Genomic DNA, 21,104 nt, shown 5'->3' on the forward strand with positions numbered 1-21,104 from the left:
ATTTTGTGTGTAGGCTTCTTCATTTAGAAATTATATCGCTGAAAAACCCTTTACAGATAGGTTTGTGCAACAAAGCCGTTCTAATCTTAAAACTTCAGATATTATCTATTTTAATTTTTCTAATTTAAAAATTATTGACAGTTTAAATCTCAGTTATATTCAGCAGTCAAGTTACGCTACTGAAGATTTTTTCGAAGATGATCGTAAAATTTTTGATATTAGAGCATCAAAAAAACTAACAGATAATTTATATACAAGTTTTGGTTTTTTCAAAGATTTTGGAGATGGTGATGATGGAGGGTTTAACATTGCTTTTTCTTATGATTGGGAGGGGAAAGGTCAAATCTATCTAGATCATGATACTGATAATAATGAAACTGGCTTAAGTTATAGTAGAAGAACCATGACCCAAAATGGTTTCGATTATATTCTCGGAGTAAATCAGCGCGATAATGAAGTTAATTATAATGCCTACGGTTTATGGAAAACCAGCATCGGGAATTTGCAGCTGTCACATGATGAGTTTGAAGACCAGCGCAATTCACAGGCCGTGTTTGACGGGGCCTTAGTTTGGCTGGGGAATAAGGTAGCATTTACCAAATATGCAGATAATGCCTTTGCATTGGTCAATGTAGATCAGCATCCAGAGTTAGATATCTATCGCTCTGCTACTTTGGTAGGAAGTACCAATAATAACGGTTATATGTTTATACATAATATTATCCCTTATATTAATTATGATATTTCTTTTGACCATAACCAATTGTCGATGGAAGAAACTTTTACACATTCTTCCAAGAAAATAATTGGCCTGGATCAACGCGGATATAAATTAGATTTCCCTATTCATAAAACCAAGCGGATTCCATTAAGAATAAAAGACTTTAAACAAAATAATTTAATAGCAGGTTCAGAAGTGGTGGTTGAGGGCTTAAGCAGTGATCCATCTTTTGTGGACAGTCAGGGGATTGTCTATTTATATCTGATTCAACCCGGACAATACCGGCTTAAAATAAAAACACAAGGTGGCCAGCAATGCCAGGCTCAATTGATTGTTCCTCAAAATCAATTTCAAAATTCAGAAAATCAAATTTTGGAAACCATATGCAGATAGGTGTAAAAATGAAAAAACTTTTTTTATTTATTCTAGTGAGCATGGGGGGGATTGCGAATGCCCAACATTGCTCAATTGATGGATTTACGAATCCGGAATTACGTCTGGCGAGTTACCAGCGTAGTCAGTCCGCCACTTCATTTAATATTTCATGCGATACTGGCTATTCGATCCTGTTTAATAGTCAGAATCTGGTCAGTTCAAGTGGTGTGAGCTATGTTTCCAATGGCCCTTATAAATTACGTACCAAATTAAATTTGACTGGTGCCAACAGTAATTTGTGGGGGGTGAGGCTCAATCAGGGGGCAGCCCAGCGACAAAAATACATTGTTTCAGTTCAGCTTGAGGATAATCCTTTAAATGGAGTTCCCGCAGGCAGATACAGCGATCGGGTTTCGATAGATATTTCCTTCTAATTTTCACAGGCTGTTGCTCTTGAAATAAGATCATAACTGGTGCACTTCATTTGAGGTGGGCATCAGATTGAAATACAGATTTATATAAAAATGCGTCCTTATGGCGAGTGAGATGAAGTTGATAGAGATTCATTTATTGATCCGCTTAATAATTATTAAAAATAATCCTCTTTTTCTTTTCTTTTTATGATTCATGAGTTGGTCATATCTTCTGCTTATAGTGGATCAAATATACAAATAAAATAGGTGCGAGATGCAGCCCATGTCCATCTCAGAATTATTAAAGCAACAGCCTGTTATTCAAAAAATCCGGTTTGATTTAAAACAACAACGTAAACAGGCTACTCATGACAAAATGGTCTTAGATGATCTGACCCGTTCCCGTTTGAAAATTGCCATTGTTACTGAAACCTGGCCTCCTGAAATCAATGGCGTTGCCCATGCGTTATTACAACTTTGCAAAGGATTGCAAAAGCAGGGACATAAGATTTTATTAATTCGTCCTGAACAACATCACGTCTGTACCGAATTCAAACCATATAACGAATGTTTGGTTAAGGCACATTGCATTCCCAAGTACAGCAATTTGCAGTTTGGCAGACCACAATTCCTGAAAATTCATCAAGCTGTTGAAGCTTTTGTGCCGGATATTATTCATATTGTAACTGAGGGACCTTTAGGATTAGCAGCTCAGCAGCTTGCAAAATTTCATAAAATTCCAGTATCTAGCGGATTTTATTCGTCATTTCAGGAGTTCAGCCGGTTTTTTGATCTGGTTTTTTTGCTTAAACCCATTCAGGGCTATTTAAAGTGGTTTCATAACAATACTGACTTAACCTGTGTCCCAAGTCGGGATACTGCTCAAGCCTTAAAGCAGTTTGGTATATCCTGTCCGGTGGCAATCGTAGGCAGAGGTGTTGATCCAGATACATTTTCACCAAAGTGGCGCTCATCGGATTTGCGTTATGCTTGGGGAGTCTCAGGCGATACCCGTGTGATGCTGTATGTTGGACGGCTCTCGCCTGAAAAGGAAATTGACGTGCTGATCAAAACCTACTTTGTTCTGCGCCAGCAAGATATACGTTTGGTGATTGTGGGAGAGGGGCCAGACCGGACCCGACTGCAACAGCTGAATCAGGATGGCAGCATTCTTTTTACTGGCAGCTTAACCGGGAAAAACCTGTCTGAAGTTTATGCCAGTGCCGATGTGTTCTGTTTTGCCAGTCAGGTAGAGACCTTTGGAAATGTGGTGCTGGAAGCGATGGCCAGTGGCTTACCGGTGATTGCTTATGATTATGCCTGTGCAAATTTACATGTGCGGCATGGTCAAACAGGATGGTTAAGCAGGCTTGGCAACCAGCAGGATTTTATCCAGCAGTTGCTTGGATTGCCTGATCTGCACAGATTGCGACAGATGGGCGTACAAGCACGTAAAAAGGCAGAAACGGTCGGCTGGCAGTATCCTGTCCGGCAGTTTGAACAAGCATTGTATTCACTGGTACGGCATCAGGAATACAATATATAAAACAAGAAAGGAGCAACAGTGTGAAACTCCAGAATGTAAAAATTAAGTTTTTGGAAATTGATTTAAAAGGCTGTGTCTATCTGAATCATTTTTCGCATTCAGCACGAATTGCTACTTTTTTTAAAATCATTAGTCGCTTAGGGAATGGCGCATTTTGGTATTTCATGCTGTTACTGGTTTGGATCATGCAAGGCCTGATCTATACCTTACAGATTGTTTATCTAATTCTGGGAAGCACCGTAGCGACTATCATTTACAAGATGCTAAAAATTAAAACGGTGAGACCACGTCCTTATCAGGTGCATCAGGTCATCCGTCTAGGTGAACATCCCCTGGACCATTTTAGTTTTCCCTCCGGGCATACCTTGCATGCTGTCATGGCAACCACTGTTTTAGGCTATGTCGCCCCTTTATTGCTGATGCTGATGTTGCCTTTTACAGTTCTGGTCGCAGTGTCCAGAATGGTGTTGGGCTTGCACTATCCAAGTGATGTGGTGGTTGGGGCTATTCTGGGTGGTATGATGGCAATTGCCATTGTGCTGACTGCACCTTATTTAAATATTGTGTTGTAAAAATAAATGAAAGCCGGGACAAAGGCTCGCAGATTTTCACAGATTTGTTAAAGTACAGCATCAAAGCAATTATGGTGAGAAATAGAGATGGGTTTACGTTGGACAGATACTCTCGATATCGCGATTGAACTCTACGAAGCGCATCCTGATGTGGACCCGCAGTGGGTTCGTTTTACCGATTTACATGCCTGGGTATGTGCCTTGCCTGAATTTGAAGATGATCCGACCAAGTCGACTGAAGGTCTGCTGGAAGCTATTCAAATGGCATGGATTGACGAGGCACGCTAAGCCCTCATCTTAAAAAAGCATTTTTTTACAGATGAAAAGCAGAAAAATGCGCATTATCTCGGTATAATGCGCCAAAATTTCATGTCAACAATTGACTTAAGGAGCCATCATGGCTATCGAACGTACTTTATCTATCGTTAAACCAGACGCAGTTGCTAAAAACCACATCGGCGACATCTTTGCTCGTTTTGAAAAAGCTGGTCTTCAAATTGTTGCAACTAAAATGAAACATTTGACTCAAGCTGAAGCTGAAGGCTTCTACGCTGAGCATAAAGAACGTGGTTTCTTTGCTGACCTAGTTGCATTCATGACTTCTGGTCCAGTTGTTGTTTCAGTTCTTGAAGGCGAAAATGCTGTTCTTGCTCACCGTGACATCCTTGGCGCGACAAATCCTAAAGAAGCTGCTCCTGGTACAATCCGTGCAGATTTCGCTGTAAGCATCGACGAAAATGCTGCTCACGGTTCTGACTCTGTAGCATCTGCTGACCGCGAAATTAACTACTTCTTCGCGCAAACTGAGATTGCTCCACGTACTCGTTAATTCGCAGTATTCAAGCCAGATAAGTGTTATTATACTTATCTGGTTTTTTTATTCTCTGAATAATTCTTTGCTCACATATTGAGCTTCTCCTTTCATCTTTAGGCATGGTTTAGGTAATACACATGAGTACTGAAGTCGTCGCTGTATCTGCAGTTTCAGCTGCACAGCAACCATCTCCGTCCACTCCGGCACAGCAAAATGCTGTAGAAAAAGTGAACCTACTCGGCATGTCTCGTCCGCAAATGGAGAAATTCTTTGAGGATATGGGTGAGAAGAAGTTTCGTGCCGGGCAAGTCATGAAATGGATTCACCAGTTCTTCGTGACCGATTTTGCTGAAATGACCAATATTTCCGGCAAACTACGTGAAAAACTGGAAAAGATTTGTGAAATTAAAGCACCGGAAGTGGTGCATAAAAACTATTCCAAAGATGGAACCCGTAAATGGGTATTCCGTGTTGGCGATGGTGAAGGTTCTCTTGTTGAAACGGTACTGATTCCTGCTGAACATCGCAGTGGTTTACGTCGCACTTTGTGTATTTCTTCACAAGTGGGCTGTGCACTGGACTGTTCATTCTGTTCGACCGGTAAACAGGGTTTTCAGCGCGATTTGACCCAGGCGGAAATTATCGGTCAGCTCTGGATGGCGAATTATTCCTATATGGAAGATGTGCCTGTACTTGAGCGTGAACGTTCAGTCACAAACGTGGTGATGATGGGCATGGGCGAGCCATTGCTCAACTACGATGCAGTATTGAATTCAATGCGCATTATGCTGGATGACTTTGCATACGGCATGTCAAAACGTCGTGTGACTTTATCGACTTCTGGTGTGGTGCCGAAAATCGATCAGATGGTCAAAGATATTGACGTGGCGCTGGCTATTTCATTGCATGCGCCAAATGATGAACTGCGTAACGAGCTGGTGCCGATCAATAAAAAATATCCGCTTGAGCAGCTGATTGCTGCATGTCAGCGTTATATTGCCAAAGATGGGAATGAAAGTTCACGTAAACATGTAACGATTGAATATGTGATGTTAGATGGCGTGAATGACCATCCTGAACATGCGCAGCAAATGATTAAGCTGTTGAAGAATTTGCCAAGCAAGATTAATTTGATTCCTTTTAATCCGTTCCCGCATGCGCCATATGGCCGCTCAAGCCGCAACCGGATTATTTCTTTCCAAAAAACTTTGTCTGATGCCGGTTTTGTGTGTACGATTCGTCAGACACGCGGTGATGACATTGATGCCGCGTGCGGACAGTTAGTCGGACAAGTTGCTGACCGTACCCGTCGTGCGGAACAGTGGAAAAAGAAAATTGCGCAATCGAATGAGATCATGCGCTCACAAGGATAATAAGAGGTCGCCAGTTGAGAAATCTAACATCAAAGTTTGCTTTGATTTCAACAGTATGTGTGTCTTTGGTTTTAGTCGCGTGTCAGACGCCAGATCTGGGTCAGAAAGACCCTGAAAAGGCCACCAAAGTCCGTACCCAATTGGCGGTAGAATATCTGAGAACAGGTGACCTGGATGCAGCCAAACGTGCGCTGGATCAGGCACTTGAGACTACTCCGCGTGATTCTCAAGCAAATATGATGATGGGTGTGCTACTGCAACAGGAAGGTAGTAAGCTTAATCTCGAAAAAGCAGATCATTATTTCAAGCGCGCGATTTCGGCCGATCCGAAAAATGCGCAGGCGCGAAATAATTACGGCACCTATTTATATCAGCTTGAACGCTATAACGATGCGATCGAGCAGTTTCAAATTGCTGGTGCCACGTTGGGTTATGATCAGCGATTCCGCGCACTGGAAAATATGGGGCGGATTTACCTGAAACTGGGTGATACAGCAAATGCTGAAAAATCATTCAAACAGGCACTGCAAGCCAATCGCGATTCTTATATTTCAATGTTAGAGTTGGCAGAAATATTTTATTTAAACCAGCAGTTCCCGGCGGCGACACAAATGTATCAACAGTTTGTGCGTGGTGTGGGGCAGAAAAATCAGGGTGCCCGTGCACTCTGGATTGGCATTCGCACTGCGCGTGCCGGAGGTGATCAGTTGGGTATGCAGGTATTGGTCAACCAGTTACGTGCACTCTTTCCTGAAAGCCAGGAATACCAACGTTATTTGCAATTACAGTACAGTACTGAGGCCGTATGGAAGTAAATCCTAATTCACCATCGAATCATTCGAGCGTAGCTCCAAATGCGTTAGGAAATATTCAACGTCCGGGCGAGTACTTGCGCCAGATTCGTATCAATCAGCAACGCAATCTGGAAGATGTAGCGAAAGAGCTGAATATTCCGCTCAAAACCCTGACTGCACTGGAACAGGACGAATATAAGTCTTTGCCTGAAGCGACCTTTATTAAAGGTTATTACCGGACTTATGCCAAATTTCTGGGTGTTGATGCTTCAAGCATTATTCAGCGTTTTGATGAAATTTATACCAATGATACCGGGTTGCTGCCGAATCATGCCCTGAACAATTCTCCTATTAAAATTATGGGGAAATTGCCAGGCTCCAAGCGGGACCGCAATCGTAAGTGGTTAAAGCGCATTTTTATTACGCTGGTAGTGCTACTGATTTTGGGTGCACTGTTTGCCATGATTCAGAACTGGTCAAGCAGTAATTCACAAAATAGCAGTGAAGTTTCTGGAGTGGGCGCTTCTAATGTCGAGATTCTGAATCTGGATACAGGTAACGCGCTTTCGGGCGACCAGTTGAAACTTGAGTTTAAGCGTCCGACCTCTGTGCATATTGTAGACTCGGCGGGCAATGTTCTGGCAACTGGCCGTCAGGCATCAAGCTTGCAGCTCAATGGCGAAGCGCCATTCCAGATTCGTCTGGATGATGCATCGGCTGTATCGCTCAGTTTGAATAATGAAAATATTTCATTGTCACCCTACACTGTGAACGGAAAAGCAGAATTCCGTTTATCACCTTAACAGATCAAGAGTAGAGCAGAACAATGATCGTAAATCCAATTAAACGTCGTCCAACACGTAAAATTCGTGTGGGTTCAGTTTATGTGGGTGGTGATGCACCAATCAGTATCCAGTCCATGACCAATACTGAAACCTGTGATGTGGCAGCTACGGTTGCACAAATCCAGCGCTGCGTCGATGCTGGTGCAGACATCATGCGGGTTTCTGTGCCAACGATGGAAGCGGCGGCGGCATTTGGTGAAATTCGCAAGCAGGTCAATGTGCCTTTGGTCGCCGATATTCACTTTGATTATAAAATTGCTTTGGCAGTTGCCGATTTGGGTGCAGACTGCCTGCGTATTAACCCGGGCAATATCGGTTCTGAAGCGAAAATTCGTGAAGTCGTGGCCGCAGCACGTCATAACGACATTTCCATGCGGATCGGTGTTAATGCCGGCTCCCTGGAAAAAGATATTCAAAAGAAATATGGCGAGCCGACAGGTCAGGCATTGCTTGAATCTGCGATGCGCCATATCGATATTTTAGACCGTCTGGATTTCCAGGAATTCAAAATTTCAGTCAAAGCATCGAATGTGTTCCTGACCATGGATGCGTATCGTTTGCTGTCACAGCAAATTGATAATCCGCTCCATCTGGGTGTCACAGAAGCGGGTATTTACCGTACCGGTTCGGTTAAATCTGCGATCGCTTTGGGCGGCCTGCTGATGGAAGGCATTGGGGATACTATGCGTATTTCCTTAGCTGCCGAGCCTGAAGAAGAAATTAAAATTGGTTTTGATATTCTGAAATCGCTGGGTTTGCGCTCCAACGGGATTAACTTCATTGCCTGCCCAAGCTGTTCACGTCAGGAATTTAATGTGATTTCAGTGATGCAGCAACTTGAAGAGCGTTTAGAAGATATTCGTACCCCAATGGATGTTTCTGTCATTGGCTGTAAGGTCAATGGGCCGGGCGAAGCCAAAGAAGCGGATATTGGTGTAGTGGGTGCAAGTCCACGTTCACTGGTGTACCGTAATGGTGAAAAGAGCCATTTAATTGACACGAATCAATTGGTTGATGAAATCGAAACCATGGTTCGTCAACGTGTTTCCGAGCTTGAAGAAGCTAAATCTAAAGAAATTATTCGTACAAGTTTTCCTGAGTAGATCATGAGTTCAATCGTCGCAATCAAAGGTTTTAATGACATTCTCCCAACGCAAACCCCAGCTTGGAGACGTCTTGAACAGCATCTATCCGGTTTGATGGATGCCTATGGCTATCAACAAATCCGTTTGCCTATCGTAGAACAGACCAATCTGTTTAAACGTTCGATTGGTGATGCAACCGATATCGTTGAAAAAGAAATGTATACCTTCCTCGACAAGGGTAATCCGCCTGAGTCGTTGACGCTGCGTCCTGAAGGGACGGCGGGTTGTGTGCGTGCCATGCTGGAGCATAACCTGCTGCGCGGTGCGACGCCTCGCGTCTGGTATATCGGACCCATGTTCCGTTATGAAAAACCGCAAAAAGGCCGTTACCGTCAGTTTCACCAGTTTGGTGTAGAAACCTTTGGTGTGGCAACGCCAGATATGGATGCAGAACTGATTCTGATGACGGCGCGTCTGTGGAAACGTATGGGTGTGGCAGACAAGGTTCAGCTTGAGTTAAATACACTCGGTGAGTCGGATGAGCGTGCAGCATATCGTGCGGCACTGGTTGAATTTCTGGAGTCGCATAAAGCGGATCTGGATGAAGATTCTCAGCGTCGTCTGACCACCAATCCACTGCGTATTCTGGATTCTAAAGATGCCAAAACACAAAGCATCTTGGAAAATGCACCGAAACTTCATGATTTTATGGGTGAAGAAACGCTGGCGCATTTTACCCAGTTACAACAGTACTTGACCGATGCAGGCATCAGTTTTGTGATCAATCAAAAACTGGTACGTGGTCTGGACTATTACAACAAAACTGTTTTTGAATGGACCACAACCCATTTGGGTTCACAGGGTACGATCTGTGCCGGTGGCCGTTATGACGGTCTGGTGGGGCAACTTAAAGGCAAGCCTGATCAATCTGTCCCTGCTGTTGGTTTTGCCATGGGGATTGAACGTTTATTGCTTCTGCTGGAACAGGTTGAAGACAATACCCCAACACGTGATTGTGAAGTATTCCTGGTGGCTGAACCGGCTGCTCAAGGTAAGGCTTTGGTTATTGCGGAGCAGATTCGGGATCAGCTGGAAGCAGCGGGCAGTCAGATTCGACTGAAAGTGGGCTCACAGGGTTCAATGAAATCGCAAATGAAAAAGGCCGATCAGGCCGGTGCTTTATATGCGGCGATTTTAGGGGAACGTGAACTGGAAGCTCAGGCATTTACTGTGAAAGAGCTGGCAACTGCAGAGCAATCGAATGTACCATTTACGGACTTCGTTGCACTTTTTAGTACTAAAATTTCTTCAAAATAATCGATAAAACATTAGGAAAAGGGTAATCTCATGAGCGCAATGAGTGGTGATGAACAATTTGAAAGCTTAAAATCCTTTACGAAGAAATATGGTTCTTCGATGATTACCGGGATTTTAATTGCGCTGATTGCCTTTTTCGGATGGGAATATTGGCAGAAGAAAAACCTGGCAGAGTCGCAAATGAACACTGCCAGAGTTCAGCAGTTGATGGATGATGCACAGGCATCGAAAGGCGATGGTTTTGCTCAGCTGTCTGAAACTGCAGATAAAATTGTCAAGGAAGCCCCTGATTCAGCGCAGGCGATTCAGACCCAGCTGGTGATGGCAAAACTGGCTTATGACAAAGAAGATTATGCTGCGGCTGAGAAAGCGTTACAGAAAGTTGAAAACTCGAAAGTAGACGATAAAGGCCTGGTTCAGGTCGTCAAACTTCGTCTGGCTTATGCACAATTGGCGCAGAAAAAATATGATGCTGCATTAAAAACTTTAGAAGCAGTGACTGAGCCTGCATTCAAAGCAACCGCCGATGAAGCTCGTGGCGATATCTATGTTGCCAAAAATGATATTGAAAATGCTAAAAAAGTATATCAAAGTGCATGGGATGCTTTGATTGAACGTAAAGAAGAACGTCAGATTTTACAGATGAAGCTCGAAAGCGTAGGCGTATTGGTCGATGATCCGGAAATCGAACGCCCAATTATAGAAACACAAGCGGAAGAAGCTGAATGAATAGAAAATACAAAATTACCTGTGCCTTGACTGTTTTAACGCTTGCATTGGCTGGCTGTGCAGGTAAAACCAATAAAGTTCCAGAAGTAAAACCGAATCCACTTCCAAAACTGACCCAAGCCAAAACACTGGTGCCCGTATTTTCCACTAGTGTGGCTGCGACAGAGGCTGCCGATCCATTGCGTTTACGTCTGGATGCAGACAATGGCGTGGTTTTTGCGATAGATCCAAAAGGTGAAGTTTCTGCTTTTAATGGCAAGCAGCGTCTGTGGCAGAAAAAAGTCAGTAAAGATGGTTTAAGTTCCGGTGTTGAAGCAGCTGAGGGAATCGTTGTTGTCGGTAACCAGAAAGGCCAACTGTTTGCGCTGGATCAGCAAACCGGCGAGCAAAAATGGACTGCGCAATTGACCGGTGCCTTACTGGCCCCTTCATTAATTCATGCCGGGCGTGTCATTAGCGTGAGCAATGACGGTACTGTGTATGCGCATGAAATCGCGACAGGCGCACAAGTCTGGACTTATAATTTGCCTAATGTACAATTCAGCCTGCGCGGCATGGCTGCACCGGTTGCATTAGATGCGCGTAATGTGCTGATTGGCTCTTCCAATGCTTACATCTACGTGCTGGATGCCTTAAGTGGTATACCGAAATTACAGCGCCGTGTAGCAGTGTCTGACGGGCGTTCTGATATTCAGCGTCTGGTGGATATTGATGGTGAACCAGTGGTTGCAGGCCAGTTTGTGGTGACTACTAGCTATCAAGGTCAGGTGACTGTACTGGATTTAGCTTCACAACAGGTAGTCTGGAGTGAAGATGCCAGCAGTATCCAGCGTCCAGAAGTTGTGGGCAATGGCGTATTTGTGGCGCAAACTGATGGCAAAATCAAAGCCTTTGAGATTACTTCAGGTCAACTTCTTTGGGAAAATGACCAGTTGCTGAATCGCAAGTTAAGTAACCCGGTGATGCTGGGTACTGATCTTGTAGTTGGCGATCTGGATGGCGTTTTGCACCTGATTGATCCGCGTACCGGACAGATTACCGGTCGTGCAAAAACTTCTGGAGAAGTGCGTAACTTACGCGTCATCGACAACCAGCTGTATGTTTCCACACGCAAGGGCGCATTAAGCATTTGGCAGAACCGTTAATTTTAACGAGCCTTATGCTAAACTAGCCACAACCGTATTTTTTGAACGCGGGGTGATTGAAAAATCAATGCCCCGTGTTTTTATTTAGGGTATTTACCCCTTATATCTTCCTATGCTTTCTGATGTTCAGGCCACTTTGACGCCTGATATTAAATAAAGGTTACTCTATGAAACCCGTAATTGCGCTCATTGGTCGTCCGAACGTCGGAAAATCAACGCTGTTCAACCAGATTACCAAGAGCCGTGACGCATTGGTGGCAGACTTTGCCGGTCTGACACGCGACCGTAAATATGGCGATGCTACCTATCAAAATAAATCTTTCATTGTGGTCGATACTGGCGGTATTGGCGAAAATGAAGGTGGGATTGACTCCTACATGGCAGAGCAGTCCAAGACTGCCATTCATGAAGCTGACATCATCATTTTTGTGGTGGATGCGCGTGCCGGATTGCTGGCATCTGATGAACAGATTGCCCGTGAATTGCGTACTTTAGGCAAAAAAGTCTTTCTGGTTGCCAACAAAGTTGATGGTGTACATGCTGAAGCTGCCCTGGTTGAATTCTACAAACTGGGTATGGGCGAGCCGTTACAAGTCGCAGCCAGCCATGGTCGTGGTGTCCAGCAAATGCTGGAAGATGTACTTGCCGATGTACCGGAAGATGAAAATCCGGAAGAGCATGACAAAAACACGGGTCTGCGTTTAGCGATTATTGGTCGTCCAAACGTAGGTAAATCAACGCTGGTGAACCGCTTGCTCGGTGAAGAGCGTGTGGTGGCATTTGACCAGCCGGGTACAACACGTGACTCGATTTATATTCCATTCGAGCGTGATGGCCGTCAATATACCCTGATTGATACTGCCGGGGTGCGCCGTAAAGGTAAAGTTGATGAAATGATTGAGAAATTCTCGATTGTTAAAACTTTACAGGCAATGAAAGATGCCAACGTCATTGTTGTTGTAGTTGATGCACGTGATGGTATTGTTGAGCAGGACTTGCATTTGATTGGCTATGCACTTGAAGCGGGTCGTGCCATGGTTATTGCAGTCAATAAATGGGATAACATGACTGAATATGATCGTAAGCAATGTAAGCTCGATGTAGAGCGTCGCTTCGATTTTATTCCATGGGCGAAGGTGCATTTGATTTCTGCATTGCATGGAACGGGCGTGGGCGATCTTTATCCATCGATTCACCGTGCTTATGATTCATCGCGCTTAAAAGTGTCACCGGCAAAAATCACCCAGATTTTAAATGATGCGACAGAGGCTCACCAACCACCTATGGTTCAGGGTCGTCGTATTAAAATGCGTTACGCACATATGGGTGGACAAAATCCGCCAACGATCGTGATTCATGGTAACAAGGTGGATAAAACTCCTGCAGATTATCGCCGTTACCTGGAAAACGTGTTCCGTAAAGTGTACAAGCTTGAAGGTACACCGATTAAAATCGAGTTTAAAACTTCTGAAAACCCGTTTGAAGGCCGTAAGTCTCAAGTGGATGAGCGTGCAGCTGCGCGTAAACGTCGTTATGTACAGAAGTTCAAGAAAGCCGAGAAGAAATTTAAACGCTAATTCTATAGTTTAAATTTTTCGGATGAAAAGCCTGCGTACAGCGGGCTTTTTATTTTGAGAAAATAATGAATTTCTCTCCCAATAAAAGTGTAAATTCTTTTACACTCAAATCAATTGACATCTTTTTAATGGATTCACGTGGCTCGGCTGATTCAAATTCATCTGCATCAACTTTCTGATCTGGCATGTGATCAATTGTCAGACCGCAAAACCCAGGTTGCCGAACGGAAACGCGAAGTGGCATTTTTGCGCAATCAGCTTTTATCCCAATCTTTTGAATTGCCAGTTAGCGATCAACAGGTGGTACGGACGAATTTTGGCAAGCCTTATTTAAATGACTATCCAGACTTCAGTTTTAATCATAGCCATAGCCAGAATTTCTACGCCTTGGCCACGAGCAAGCAAGTTCAGAACTTGGGAATCGATATTGAAGAACTGAGCCGTAAAGTCCGTTTTGAAGCCTTGGCACAACATGCCTTCCATCCTGAGGAAATCAAAAAGTGGCAAGTGCTGGATTATGATCCCGAATACTGGTTCAAGGTCTGGACGACCAAAGAGGCCGTGTTAAAGGCATCAGGCTTGGGAATCCGGATCAACCTGAATGAACTGAATACCAATCTTCATCCTGAGCAAAATGGCGGGCGCTGCGAACATCCAGAGATTGGCGTCTATGCCTATCAAAATTATACGCTTGCTGGCTACATGCTCACCGTGGCCTGGCAAAGTGAGCACTCTTGCAACGGGCTGAGATTTCCGGTGATTCAGCTTCATCACATTGTCTAGGCCAGAATCAATCTCAGATTTTATTTTCTGGCAATGATCAGGTTGCTCAGCCGATTCACAAATTGCGGACTCATTCGCGATAAATGAAATAAAAACTGGCTTTTGAAACCAACCGGATGATGGGTTGCCTGCCAGATTGAATCTTTGAGCTGTGCCAGTTTAAGAATCTCTTGCGCTACATCCTCTGCTTTTAAATGCACGCCCATTTTTTTAATACTTTCTGCCTGCATATCTTTGACCATGGCCGTACTAACGAAAAGCGGCATCACATCCAATACCCGGATTCCATAGGGTTGCCACTCAATATCCAGACTTTCAGTCAGGCCACGCACTGCAAACTTGCTGGTGGAATAACTGCTTAAATCGGCCTGTCCATAAATTGCCGAAGCTGAAGATAGATTAATGATGCGGGCAAATGCAGACTCTTTTAAATAAGGAAAAGCGGCATGACAGCCGTTTATGACTCCTTTAACATTAATATCCAGAGTCCGATGATGCGCCGTAATATCAGTTTCTTCAAAAGGGCCTGAATATAAAATCCCGGCATTATTGACCAGAATATTGATTTCCCCCGCCCAGGCCGAAAATTCAGACAAGGCTGTTTCCCAGGAAGCATAATCGGCCACATCGAGAAAGCCGGCTTTGGCATGTTCGCCCAGTTGCTGGGCCAGCTGTTCAGCCTGTGCCGTATTGATATCATAAATACCGACTTTATAGCCGTGCTGGTAAAATAGCTGGGCGGTTGCTGCCCCAATTCCTTGTGCTGCGCCACTAATCAATATACTGTGCATGTGTTTGATCTCCTTATTGTCTTTTTTTTTGAGCATAACAAGAAACCGGCAGATTGACGCGACTATTTGGTAAAAAAGAGGTTTTTAAACATGGAACAACTACTCCAGATCATGCGCGAATTACGTGAAAAATGTCCATGGGATCAGCAACAGACCCCCGAATCTCTGACCAAATATGCGATTGAGGAAGCTTACGAAGTCGAAGCGGCTGTACGCTCTGGAAAAGTCGACGATGTCCGCGATGAGCTAGGTGATTTGCTGCTACAGGTGGTGTTCCAGTCGCAAATGTACAGCGAGCAGGGGGCTTTCGATTTTCAGGATGTGGTGCAGGCCATTACCGATAAACTGGTTCGCCGTCATCCGCATGTATTTCAGGCTGAACAATTTGCAAAAATGAGTCCGGAAGATGTGTCTGAGCTATGGAAAGAAATCAAACAGCAAGAAAAGCAGGGTAAGCCGCGTTCACGCCTAGATGATATTAAACATGCACCGGCTTTGGTGCAGGCCGATGAAATTCAAAAAAATGTCGCCAAAATCGGTTTTGATTTTCCAGACATGGCGGGTGCTTATGCCAAGCTGGAAGAAGAACTGGCTGAATTAAAAGAAGCGGTAGCCGGACAACATTCCGATGAAATACAGGAAGAATTTGGCGACTGCTTATTTTCTCTGGTCAATGTTGGTCGTAAACTTGGCATTTCCAGCGAGATGGCATTATTGGGGACAATCCATAAATTCCGGACCCGCTTTGCCTTGATGGAAGATCAGGCACAATTACAACAATTAGACCTGGAAAAGCTGTCACTGGCTGAACTTGATCAGCTCTGGGAACAGGCCAAATTACAAATAAAACAAAGAGTGGCACATGAAAAAAATATCTTATCAAATCAGTCCGACATGGATTAATCTTGTTCTGGGTTGCTGGCTCGGCTGTATTTCTATCGGGACTGTGCATGCAACTGCCACCGATTATATGGAATGGAAGACCCAACAGCAGCAACATGATGCGCGGCTGAAGAAAAAAGCCGCTGTTACTGCCACATCAGAAAGCAATCATTATCTGGCCAAGCCTGCATTGTCAGATTCCGCTACTGACAAAATCAGCCTGAATCGTGCCAGCCTCGAACAGTTGCAGGAATTGCACGGGATTGGTCAGAAGAAGGCTGAAGCCATTATTCAGTATCGGCAAAAAAACGGTAAGTTCAAAAGCATTGAAGATATTCAGCAGGTCAAAGGCATTGGACCGGCTTTATTTGCCAAAAACAAGGCGAAACTCGCTTTGTAGGGCGGCCATATGGATCATGGATTAGTTGATTGATTTGACTCGCAGGATTGACATAATCAAATTGCCCTTTAGTCGTGTAAGCGATATGATTAGCGTCATCTTAGAATTTTACGTTCAGACGTAGGAGACAGCGTCTTTTGCAAACTTTGCGCGCGTCAAAATGTGGTTTATCAACCGCTCAATTACCTTCTTATATTCTCGATGTGATTGATGCCTTAAACAAGGCAGGCTATGAAGCTTATATCGTGGGTGGTGGTGTTCGAGATCTGATGTTAGGTTTGAATCCTAAAGATTTCGATGCAGTTACCAATGCCACCCCGGCTCAGGTCAAGGAAGTTTTCGGACGGCGTTGTCGAATTATCGGGCGACGTTTCGAACTGGCCCATGTCTATTCGGGACGGGAACTGGTTGAAGTAGCAACTTTCCGTGCACCACCCAAAAAAGCAGTGACCTCGGCTGCGGGGATGATTCTGCGTGATAATAACTGGGGTAGCATCGAACAGGATTTTTCCCGTCGTGATTTCTCCATCAATGCGATGTACTACCAGCCGCGCAAGGGCATTGTGCTGGATTTCTGCAATGCAGTGGATGATATTCACAGCAAAACGTTACGCTTACTGGGTGATCCGGCTTTAAGATTTGAAGAAGATCCGGTGCGGATGCTACGAACCTTGCGTTTTGCCGCCAAACTGAACTTCAATATTGATGAAGCAATTCTGGAGGTTTTCACTCCGGAAATGACCCAGTTGCTGCGTGATGTTTCCCCACATCGACTTTATGATGAATCACAGAAACTGTTCACCATGGGACATCTGAATCGTGTCTTGCCGATGCTGATCGATTTTGGAATCTGGCAGCAGTTATTTGCAGATATCAAACCTAAAATTACGCCGTTTATGGAACGCGCTGCAAAAAATACCGATCAGCGCATTTCTATCGGCAAAACCATCAACCCGGCATTTTTCTATGCAGTGCTGTTATGGCAGCCATTTCTGGAACGTTGCGAATTCTATCTGAATAAAGGTGTAGTAGCGGCTGAAGCACGTGCCCAAGCTGGTCTTGACGTGTTAAAACGCCAGGCAACCCGTACTGTTATTCCGCGCTTTGCAGAAACCTTTATTCGTGAAATCTGGGAAATGCAGACCCGTTTGCTGAATCCTAAACCACAGCAAATCGAAGCTTTGTCCAGCCATGCACGTTTCCGTGCCGGCTTTGACTTTTTGCTGTTGCGTGAAAAATCAGGTGATGCGACTGCACAGGAGATGGGCAGCTGGTGGGATGCTTACCAGCAAATGAGTGGTGACGAGAAAGAGCGTGCCATTAGCCAATATAACCGTCAGCGTGCCAAGAGCCGGCGTAAGGCAAGTCAAGAAGAACCTCTGGAACAGAAACTGACGCAGCAGCAAGATTCCGTTGAGATCGAACCGTTGGTAAATGAACCTGAGCCGCGTAACCGCCGGGCGCGTAAAGCCAAGTTTGAAGACAAGGTAAAACCTCTGTCGCATGTGGCAGCCAGTGCCAGTGGTGAAATTGGCGCAGATCATCCGATTATGAAACGCAAGCGGGTAAAACGTGATCTGAGTCAGGTGGTATTTGGGCCAACACAATGATCGTGACTTATATTGGCCTGGGCAGTAACTTGGGCGATTCACGCCAGATTCTGGCAGAAGCTGTACAGAAACTGGCGACATTGGGTGAGGTAAAAACCTCGCATCTGTATCAAAGTCCACCCATGGGACCTCAGGACCAGCCAAACTATCTGAATGCCGTTGTACAGTTAACGACTGATCTGGCTGCTTTAAGCTTGCTGGACCGTTTGCAAGCTTTTGAGCAGGAAGCAGGTCGGGTACGTTTGCGGCATTGGGGTGAACGTACGCTGGATCTGGACTTACTGATCTACGGTAACGAGCAGATTCAAAATGAACGTCTCACCGTGCCGCATGTCGGGGTATTAGAGCGTGATTTTGTCTTGATCCCACTTCTGGATATTGATTCTGAAATACAGGTCAATGACACATTCTTAAAAGATCTGGACATCGTCAAACAATCGACCCTCACGGTACTCGATGACAGCAACTGGGCAAATATTTAATTTTTAAGTTATTGGTATGTTCGAGAGAACTTCAATCATAGAGGAACATCTTCATGGTCAGTCTGAGTGATTTAAGACGCTTCAAAGCTGATGGACGCAAATTTTCATGCCTGACTTGTTATGATGCCAGTATGGCCAAAGCCATGGAAATTGCCCAAGTCGATAGCATTTTAATTGGCGATTCTTTGGGAATGTCAATTCAGGGTCGCGACTCGACTTTGCCTGTTACGGTTGCTGATATGGCTTATCATACGGCTGCGGTACGCCGTGGTAACCAGCATGCCTTTATCATGACTGACTTGCCATTTATGAGCTATGCCACCTTAAACGATACCTTGCAAAGCTCGAAAACCGTGATGCAGGCCGGCGCACAAATGGTGAAAATGGAAGGCGGTGCATGGCTGGCGGAAACCGTACAGGTACTGACCCGGAACGGTATTCCGGTATGTGTGCATCTGGGTTTGACTCCGCAATCGGTACATGTTTTTGGTGGTTATAAACTGCAGGCCCGTACCCGTGAAGCTGCTAATCAGCTTATTGCAGATTGTAAGGCAGTGGTAGAGGCAGGTGCTGCACTATTGCTACTTGAATGCGTACCTGCACAGCTTGGCCAGGAAATCACCGAACTGTTTCCACAGATTCCCGTGATTGGTATTGGCGCGGGTGCAGCTACAGACGGCCAGGTACTGGTGGTTCAGGACATGTTGGGTCTGACCTTTGGCCATACCGCAAAATTTGTACGTAATTTTATGCAGGAACAATCGGGTGCTACTGCCATTCTGGATGCTTTTAAAGCGTACCATGCGGCAGTTTTAGATGGATCTTTTCCGGCACCAGAACAGACTTTTCAGGTTGAATTGTAAGATGAAAACAGAAACCACCATTCAGGGATTAGCTGCATCATTAAATCCCGCACGTGCCAAGCGCAAGATCATTGGTTTTGTACCAACCATGGGTAATCTGCATCAGGGACATTTAAATCTGGTACGTGAAGCGCGTAAGTTGTGTGATGTGGTGGTGGTCAGTATCTTTGTCAATCCGATCCAGTTTGGACCCAATGAAGATTTTGACAGCTATCCGCGCACGCTTGAACAGGATCAGCAGCTTTTGGCTGAAGTCGGTTGTGACATTGTCTTTGCTCCAAGTGTGGAACAGATGTATGGCAAAAAACCGCGCTTGACCAATATCAGTGTGTCTGAAATTACCAATGATTTATGCGGTTCGCAGCGCCCTGGCCATTTTGATGGTGTGGCGGTGGTGGTGACTAAATTATTTAACATCATACAGCCGAATTATGCTTTCTTCGGCCAGAAAGATTATCAGCAGCTGGCGGTCATTCGGCAGTTTGTACAAGACCTGAATATTCCGCTGGAAGTGATTGGTGTGCCGATTGCCCGTGCAGAAGATGGTCTGGCTTTAAGTTCTCGTAATGGTTATTTAAGCAAAGAACAGCGTGCCATCGCACCGGTCATTTACCAGAGCTTGCAAAAGGCTGAACAGCAGCTACATGCATGCGTAGAACTGGATACGGTATTGGCCGAAATTCGCCAGAGCCTAACCGATGCCGGTTTCGTTATTGATTATGTTGAAGCCCGCACTCCGGAATTACAAAAAATTCATACGTTTAATCAAGATCTTGTGTTATTTGTAGCTGCAAAGCTGGGAAATACGCGTCTAATCGACAACTTGCAGGTCAAATATACTGCCGGCTAAGATGAAAGGGTAGCATGCATGAAGCGCATTTTAATTGTCACAGGGCAATCTGGTTCAGGTAAATCATCTGCATTACAGGTGCTTGAAGATCTGGGTTATTACTGTATTGATAATCTGCCTTTGGCATTGCTTCCCGAAATCGTGGCAAAACTGGACAGTGAAAACAACCTGGAACAGTTGGCGCTGGGTGTAGATGTACGCAGTACCCGGGCAGATTTACAAGAATTTGATCATGTATTTGAGCAGTTACAGCAGCATGGTTCGGTCGATATTATCTATCTGACTACGCAGGATCAGGAGCTGATTGCACGCTTCAGTGCCTCGCGCCGGCCACATCCTCTGGCGTCACGCTTTAAAAGTCTGAATCAGTGTATCCAGGAGGAAAAAATCCTGTTGATGCCGATTCAGTTGCGTTCTACGGTGCATATCGATACCACCGACAAAAGCGTGCATGACCTGAAACATACGCTGTTGTCCAAGCTGGGACAGGCCGATAACCTGATCCTGATTTTGCAATCCTTTGGTTATAAGCACGGGATTCCACTCGATGCGGATTATGTCTTTGATGTCCGGCACTTGCCGAACCCGCATTGGGAGCTAGAACTGCGCAAATTTTCAGGATTGGATCAGCCGGTGCAGGAATTTTTACAAAAGAGCGATCAGGTCGAAGAGATGTTTAATGACCTTTATCATTTTCTGGATAAATGGTTGCCAACTTTTGCCGAGGGACACCGCCATTATATGACCGTGTCGATTGGCTGTACCGGTGGTCAGCATCGTTCTGTTTATATTGTGGATAGACTAAAAAAAGCGCTTGAGGCAAAATGGTCTATTCAAGTCCTCCATCGAGAAATGAAGCACTGGTCATGATAGATACGACAGTTGACGTAATTAATAAACTGGGTTTACATGCACGCGCATCTGGTAAACTGATAGAAGTTACCACTAAGTTTCGTTCCAGTATCCAGATTGGCAAGACTGAAAAACTGGTAGATGCTAAAAATATCATGTCCTTGCTCATGCTTGGTGCAGGCAAAGGAACAACTTTACGCTTAGTGATTGAAGGAGCAGACGAGGACAAGGCCTTATCTGAAATTCAGGCACTATTTGCAGCAAAATTTTATGAGGCAGATTAAT

24 protein-coding genes are annotated in these 21,104 nt (G+C 44.7%); 23 read left to right on the forward strand and 1 reads right to left on the reverse strand.

Annotation, left to right across the window (positions count from 1 at the left end; translation table 11 throughout):
- Positions 1-64 precede the first annotated feature (64 nt).
- The 15 genes from VXP95_RS08080 (at position 65) to VXP95_RS08150 (ending at position 14,089) form a co-directional block, all read left to right on the forward strand.
- Positions 65-1,114 (forward strand): fimbria/pilus outer membrane usher protein, encoded by a 1,050-nt coding sequence (locus VXP95_RS08080; RefSeq protein WP_416711821.1) that lies wholly within the window; start codon positions 65-67, stop codon positions 1,112-1,114.
- Positions 1,115-1,122: 8 nt separating this feature from the next.
- Positions 1,123-1,530 carry a hypothetical protein gene (locus tag VXP95_RS08085; RefSeq protein WP_064095173.1) on the forward strand — a complete coding sequence of 136 codons (408 nt, stop codon included), beginning with the start codon at positions 1,123-1,125 and terminating at the stop codon, positions 1,528-1,530.
- A 253-nt stretch (positions 1,531-1,783) separates the two neighbouring features.
- A complete protein-coding gene (locus VXP95_RS08090) occupies positions 1,784-3,055 on the forward strand; it encodes a glycosyltransferase family 4 protein (protein ID WP_416711822.1) in 1,272 nt (423 codons plus the stop codon).
- Positions 3,056-3,075: 20 nt separating this feature from the next.
- On the forward strand, positions 3,076-3,627 hold the full coding sequence (locus VXP95_RS08095; protein WP_144724064.1) for a phosphatase PAP2 family protein: 552 nt from the start codon (positions 3,076-3,078) through the stop codon (positions 3,625-3,627).
- Between the two features lie 87 nt (positions 3,628-3,714).
- Positions 3,715-3,915: a Fe-S cluster assembly protein IscX gene (iscX, locus tag VXP95_RS08100; RefSeq protein ID WP_064094779.1), complete on the forward strand. Its 201-nt coding sequence runs from the start codon at positions 3,715-3,717 to the stop codon at positions 3,913-3,915.
- Positions 3,916-4,024: 109 nt separating this feature from the next.
- The gene (ndk, locus tag VXP95_RS08105) at positions 4,025-4,456 is read left to right on the forward strand and encodes a nucleoside-diphosphate kinase (RefSeq protein WP_064094778.1); all 432 of its coding nucleotides are present in this window, start codon (positions 4,025-4,027) and stop codon (positions 4,454-4,456) included.
- Positions 4,457-4,578: 122 nt separating this feature from the next.
- Positions 4,579-5,814: a 23S rRNA (adenine(2503)-C(2))-methyltransferase RlmN gene (gene rlmN, locus VXP95_RS08110; protein WP_064094777.1), complete on the forward strand. Its 1,236-nt coding sequence runs from the start codon at positions 4,579-4,581 to the stop codon at positions 5,812-5,814.
- A 14-nt stretch (positions 5,815-5,828) separates the two neighbouring features.
- The gene (gene pilW, locus VXP95_RS08115) at positions 5,829-6,629 is read left to right on the forward strand and encodes a type IV pilus biogenesis/stability protein PilW (protein WP_005261820.1); all 801 of its coding nucleotides are present in this window, start codon (positions 5,829-5,831) and stop codon (positions 6,627-6,629) included.
- Positions 6,620-7,411, forward strand: coding sequence for a helix-turn-helix domain-containing protein (locus tag VXP95_RS08120; RefSeq protein ID WP_064094776.1), 792 nt, complete (start codon positions 6,620-6,622; stop codon positions 7,409-7,411). Before pilW ends, VXP95_RS08120 begins: the two co-directional genes overlap by 10 nt.
- Before the next feature lie 23 nt (positions 7,412-7,434).
- Positions 7,435-8,556, forward strand: a complete 1,122-nt coding sequence (gene ispG, locus VXP95_RS08125) for a flavodoxin-dependent (E)-4-hydroxy-3-methylbut-2-enyl-diphosphate synthase (RefSeq protein ID WP_180038809.1) — start codon at positions 7,435-7,437, stop codon at positions 8,554-8,556.
- Positions 8,557-8,559: 3 nt separating this feature from the next.
- Entirely contained in the window at positions 8,560-9,855 is a 1,296-nt protein-coding gene (hisS, locus tag VXP95_RS08130) for a histidine--tRNA ligase (RefSeq protein ID WP_416711823.1), read from the forward strand.
- A 30-nt stretch (positions 9,856-9,885) separates the two neighbouring features.
- Positions 9,886-10,584, forward strand: coding sequence for a YfgM family protein (locus tag VXP95_RS08135; RefSeq protein ID WP_064094773.1), 699 nt, complete (start codon positions 9,886-9,888; stop codon positions 10,582-10,584).
- Positions 10,581-11,729 (forward strand): outer membrane protein assembly factor BamB, encoded by a 1,149-nt coding sequence (gene bamB / locus VXP95_RS08140; RefSeq protein WP_416705536.1) that lies wholly within the window; start codon positions 10,581-10,583, stop codon positions 11,727-11,729. Before VXP95_RS08135 ends, bamB begins: the two co-directional genes overlap by 4 nt.
- 167 nt (positions 11,730-11,896) lie before the next feature.
- Positions 11,897-13,306 (forward strand): ribosome biogenesis GTPase Der, encoded by a 1,410-nt coding sequence (der, locus tag VXP95_RS08145; RefSeq protein ID WP_005103252.1) that lies wholly within the window; start codon positions 11,897-11,899, stop codon positions 13,304-13,306.
- Positions 13,307-13,444: 138 nt separating this feature from the next.
- The gene (locus VXP95_RS08150) at positions 13,445-14,089 is read left to right on the forward strand and encodes a 4'-phosphopantetheinyl transferase family protein (protein ID WP_416680374.1); all 645 of its coding nucleotides are present in this window, start codon (positions 13,445-13,447) and stop codon (positions 14,087-14,089) included.
- Between the two features lie 20 nt (positions 14,090-14,109).
- On the opposite strand, the gene VXP95_RS08155 is transcribed toward VXP95_RS08150, so the two are convergent.
- Positions 14,110-14,880, reverse strand: coding sequence for an SDR family oxidoreductase (locus VXP95_RS08155; RefSeq protein WP_064094770.1), 771 nt, complete (start codon positions 14,878-14,880; stop codon positions 14,110-14,112).
- Positions 14,881-14,970: 90 nt separating this feature from the next.
- Between VXP95_RS08155 and mazG the strand changes: the two genes are divergently transcribed.
- The 8 genes from mazG to VXP95_RS08195 all read left to right on the forward strand — a co-directional run bounded on the left by mazG (position 14,971) and on the right by VXP95_RS08195 (position 21,103).
- Entirely contained in the window at positions 14,971-15,783 is an 813-nt protein-coding gene (gene mazG / locus VXP95_RS08160) for a nucleoside triphosphate pyrophosphohydrolase (protein ID WP_416680372.1), read from the forward strand.
- On the forward strand, positions 15,743-16,162 hold the full coding sequence (locus tag VXP95_RS08165) for a ComEA family DNA-binding protein (RefSeq protein WP_416680371.1): 420 nt from the start codon (positions 15,743-15,745) through the stop codon (positions 16,160-16,162). Before mazG ends, VXP95_RS08165 begins: the two co-directional genes overlap by 41 nt.
- Before the next feature lie 137 nt (positions 16,163-16,299).
- On the forward strand, positions 16,300-17,772 hold the full coding sequence (pcnB, locus tag VXP95_RS08170; RefSeq protein ID WP_191730397.1) for a polynucleotide adenylyltransferase PcnB: 1,473 nt from the start codon (positions 16,300-16,302) through the stop codon (positions 17,770-17,772).
- A complete protein-coding gene (gene folK, locus VXP95_RS08175) occupies positions 17,769-18,254 on the forward strand; it encodes a 2-amino-4-hydroxy-6-hydroxymethyldihydropteridine diphosphokinase (RefSeq protein WP_416705540.1) in 486 nt (161 codons plus the stop codon). Before pcnB ends, folK begins: the two co-directional genes overlap by 4 nt.
- Positions 18,255-18,307: 53 nt before the next feature.
- Positions 18,308-19,117 (forward strand): 3-methyl-2-oxobutanoate hydroxymethyltransferase, encoded by an 810-nt coding sequence (gene panB, locus VXP95_RS08180; protein ID WP_416680369.1) that lies wholly within the window; start codon positions 18,308-18,310, stop codon positions 19,115-19,117.
- A gap of 1 nt (position 19,118) precedes the next feature.
- Positions 19,119-19,967, forward strand: coding sequence for a pantoate--beta-alanine ligase (panC, locus tag VXP95_RS08185; RefSeq protein ID WP_416711824.1), 849 nt, complete (start codon positions 19,119-19,121; stop codon positions 19,965-19,967).
- Between the two features lie 18 nt (positions 19,968-19,985).
- Entirely contained in the window at positions 19,986-20,837 is an 852-nt protein-coding gene (rapZ, locus tag VXP95_RS08190; protein WP_064094763.1) for an RNase adapter RapZ, read from the forward strand.
- Positions 20,834-21,103 (forward strand): HPr family phosphocarrier protein, encoded by a 270-nt coding sequence (locus VXP95_RS08195; protein ID WP_064094762.1) that lies wholly within the window; start codon positions 20,834-20,836, stop codon positions 21,101-21,103. The genes rapZ and VXP95_RS08195 overlap by 4 nt, the downstream gene beginning before the upstream one ends.
- Position 21,104 lies beyond the last annotated feature (1 nt).

It is taken from the genome of Acinetobacter sp. 226 (genome assembly GCF_048147925.1).
Lineage (GTDB): Bacteria > Pseudomonadota > Gammaproteobacteria > Pseudomonadales > Moraxellaceae > Acinetobacter > Acinetobacter pecorum.

What these genes read in the sequence shown, in the direction of transcription:
- VXP95_RS08085 (WP_064095173.1), top strand. Translation starts at nt 1,123, where the DNA reads ATGAAAAAACTTTTTTTATTTATTCTAGTGAGCATGGGGGGGATTGCG.
- VXP95_RS08090 (WP_416711822.1), top strand. Translation starts at nt 1,784, where the DNA reads ATGCAGCCCATGTCCATCTCAGAATTATTAAAGCAACAGCCTGTTATT.
- iscX (WP_064094779.1), top strand. Translation starts at nt 3,715, where the DNA reads ATGGGTTTACGTTGGACAGATACTCTCGATATCGCGATTGAACTCTAC.
- ndk (WP_064094778.1), top strand. Translation starts at nt 4,025, where the DNA reads ATGGCTATCGAACGTACTTTATCTATCGTTAAACCAGACGCAGTTGCT.
- rlmN (WP_064094777.1), top strand. Translation starts at nt 4,579, where the DNA reads ATGAGTACTGAAGTCGTCGCTGTATCTGCAGTTTCAGCTGCACAGCAA.
- VXP95_RS08120 (WP_064094776.1), top strand. Translation starts at nt 6,620, where the DNA reads ATGGAAGTAAATCCTAATTCACCATCGAATCATTCGAGCGTAGCTCCA.
- ispG (WP_180038809.1), top strand. Translation starts at nt 7,435, where the DNA reads ATGATCGTAAATCCAATTAAACGTCGTCCAACACGTAAAATTCGTGTG.
- hisS (WP_416711823.1), top strand. Translation starts at nt 8,560, where the DNA reads ATGAGTTCAATCGTCGCAATCAAAGGTTTTAATGACATTCTCCCAACG.
- VXP95_RS08135 (WP_064094773.1), top strand. Translation starts at nt 9,886, where the DNA reads ATGAGCGCAATGAGTGGTGATGAACAATTTGAAAGCTTAAAATCCTTT.
- bamB (WP_416705536.1), top strand. Translation starts at nt 10,581, where the DNA reads ATGAATAGAAAATACAAAATTACCTGTGCCTTGACTGTTTTAACGCTT.
- der (WP_005103252.1), top strand. Translation starts at nt 11,897, where the DNA reads ATGAAACCCGTAATTGCGCTCATTGGTCGTCCGAACGTCGGAAAATCA.
- VXP95_RS08155 (WP_064094770.1), bottom strand. Translation starts at nt 14,880, where the DNA reads ATGCACAGTATATTGATTAGTGGCGCAGCACAAGGAATTGGGGCAGCA.
- mazG (WP_416680372.1), top strand. Translation starts at nt 14,971, where the DNA reads ATGGAACAACTACTCCAGATCATGCGCGAATTACGTGAAAAATGTCCA.
- VXP95_RS08165 (WP_416680371.1), top strand. Translation starts at nt 15,743, where the DNA reads ATGAAAAAAATATCTTATCAAATCAGTCCGACATGGATTAATCTTGTT.
- folK (WP_416705540.1), top strand. Translation starts at nt 17,769, where the DNA reads ATGATCGTGACTTATATTGGCCTGGGCAGTAACTTGGGCGATTCACGC.
- panB (WP_416680369.1), top strand. Translation starts at nt 18,308, where the DNA reads ATGGTCAGTCTGAGTGATTTAAGACGCTTCAAAGCTGATGGACGCAAA.
- panC (WP_416711824.1), top strand. Translation starts at nt 19,119, where the DNA reads ATGAAAACAGAAACCACCATTCAGGGATTAGCTGCATCATTAAATCCC.
- rapZ (WP_064094763.1), top strand. Translation starts at nt 19,986, where the DNA reads ATGAAGCGCATTTTAATTGTCACAGGGCAATCTGGTTCAGGTAAATCA.
- VXP95_RS08195 (WP_064094762.1), top strand. Translation starts at nt 20,834, where the DNA reads ATGATAGATACGACAGTTGACGTAATTAATAAACTGGGTTTACATGCA.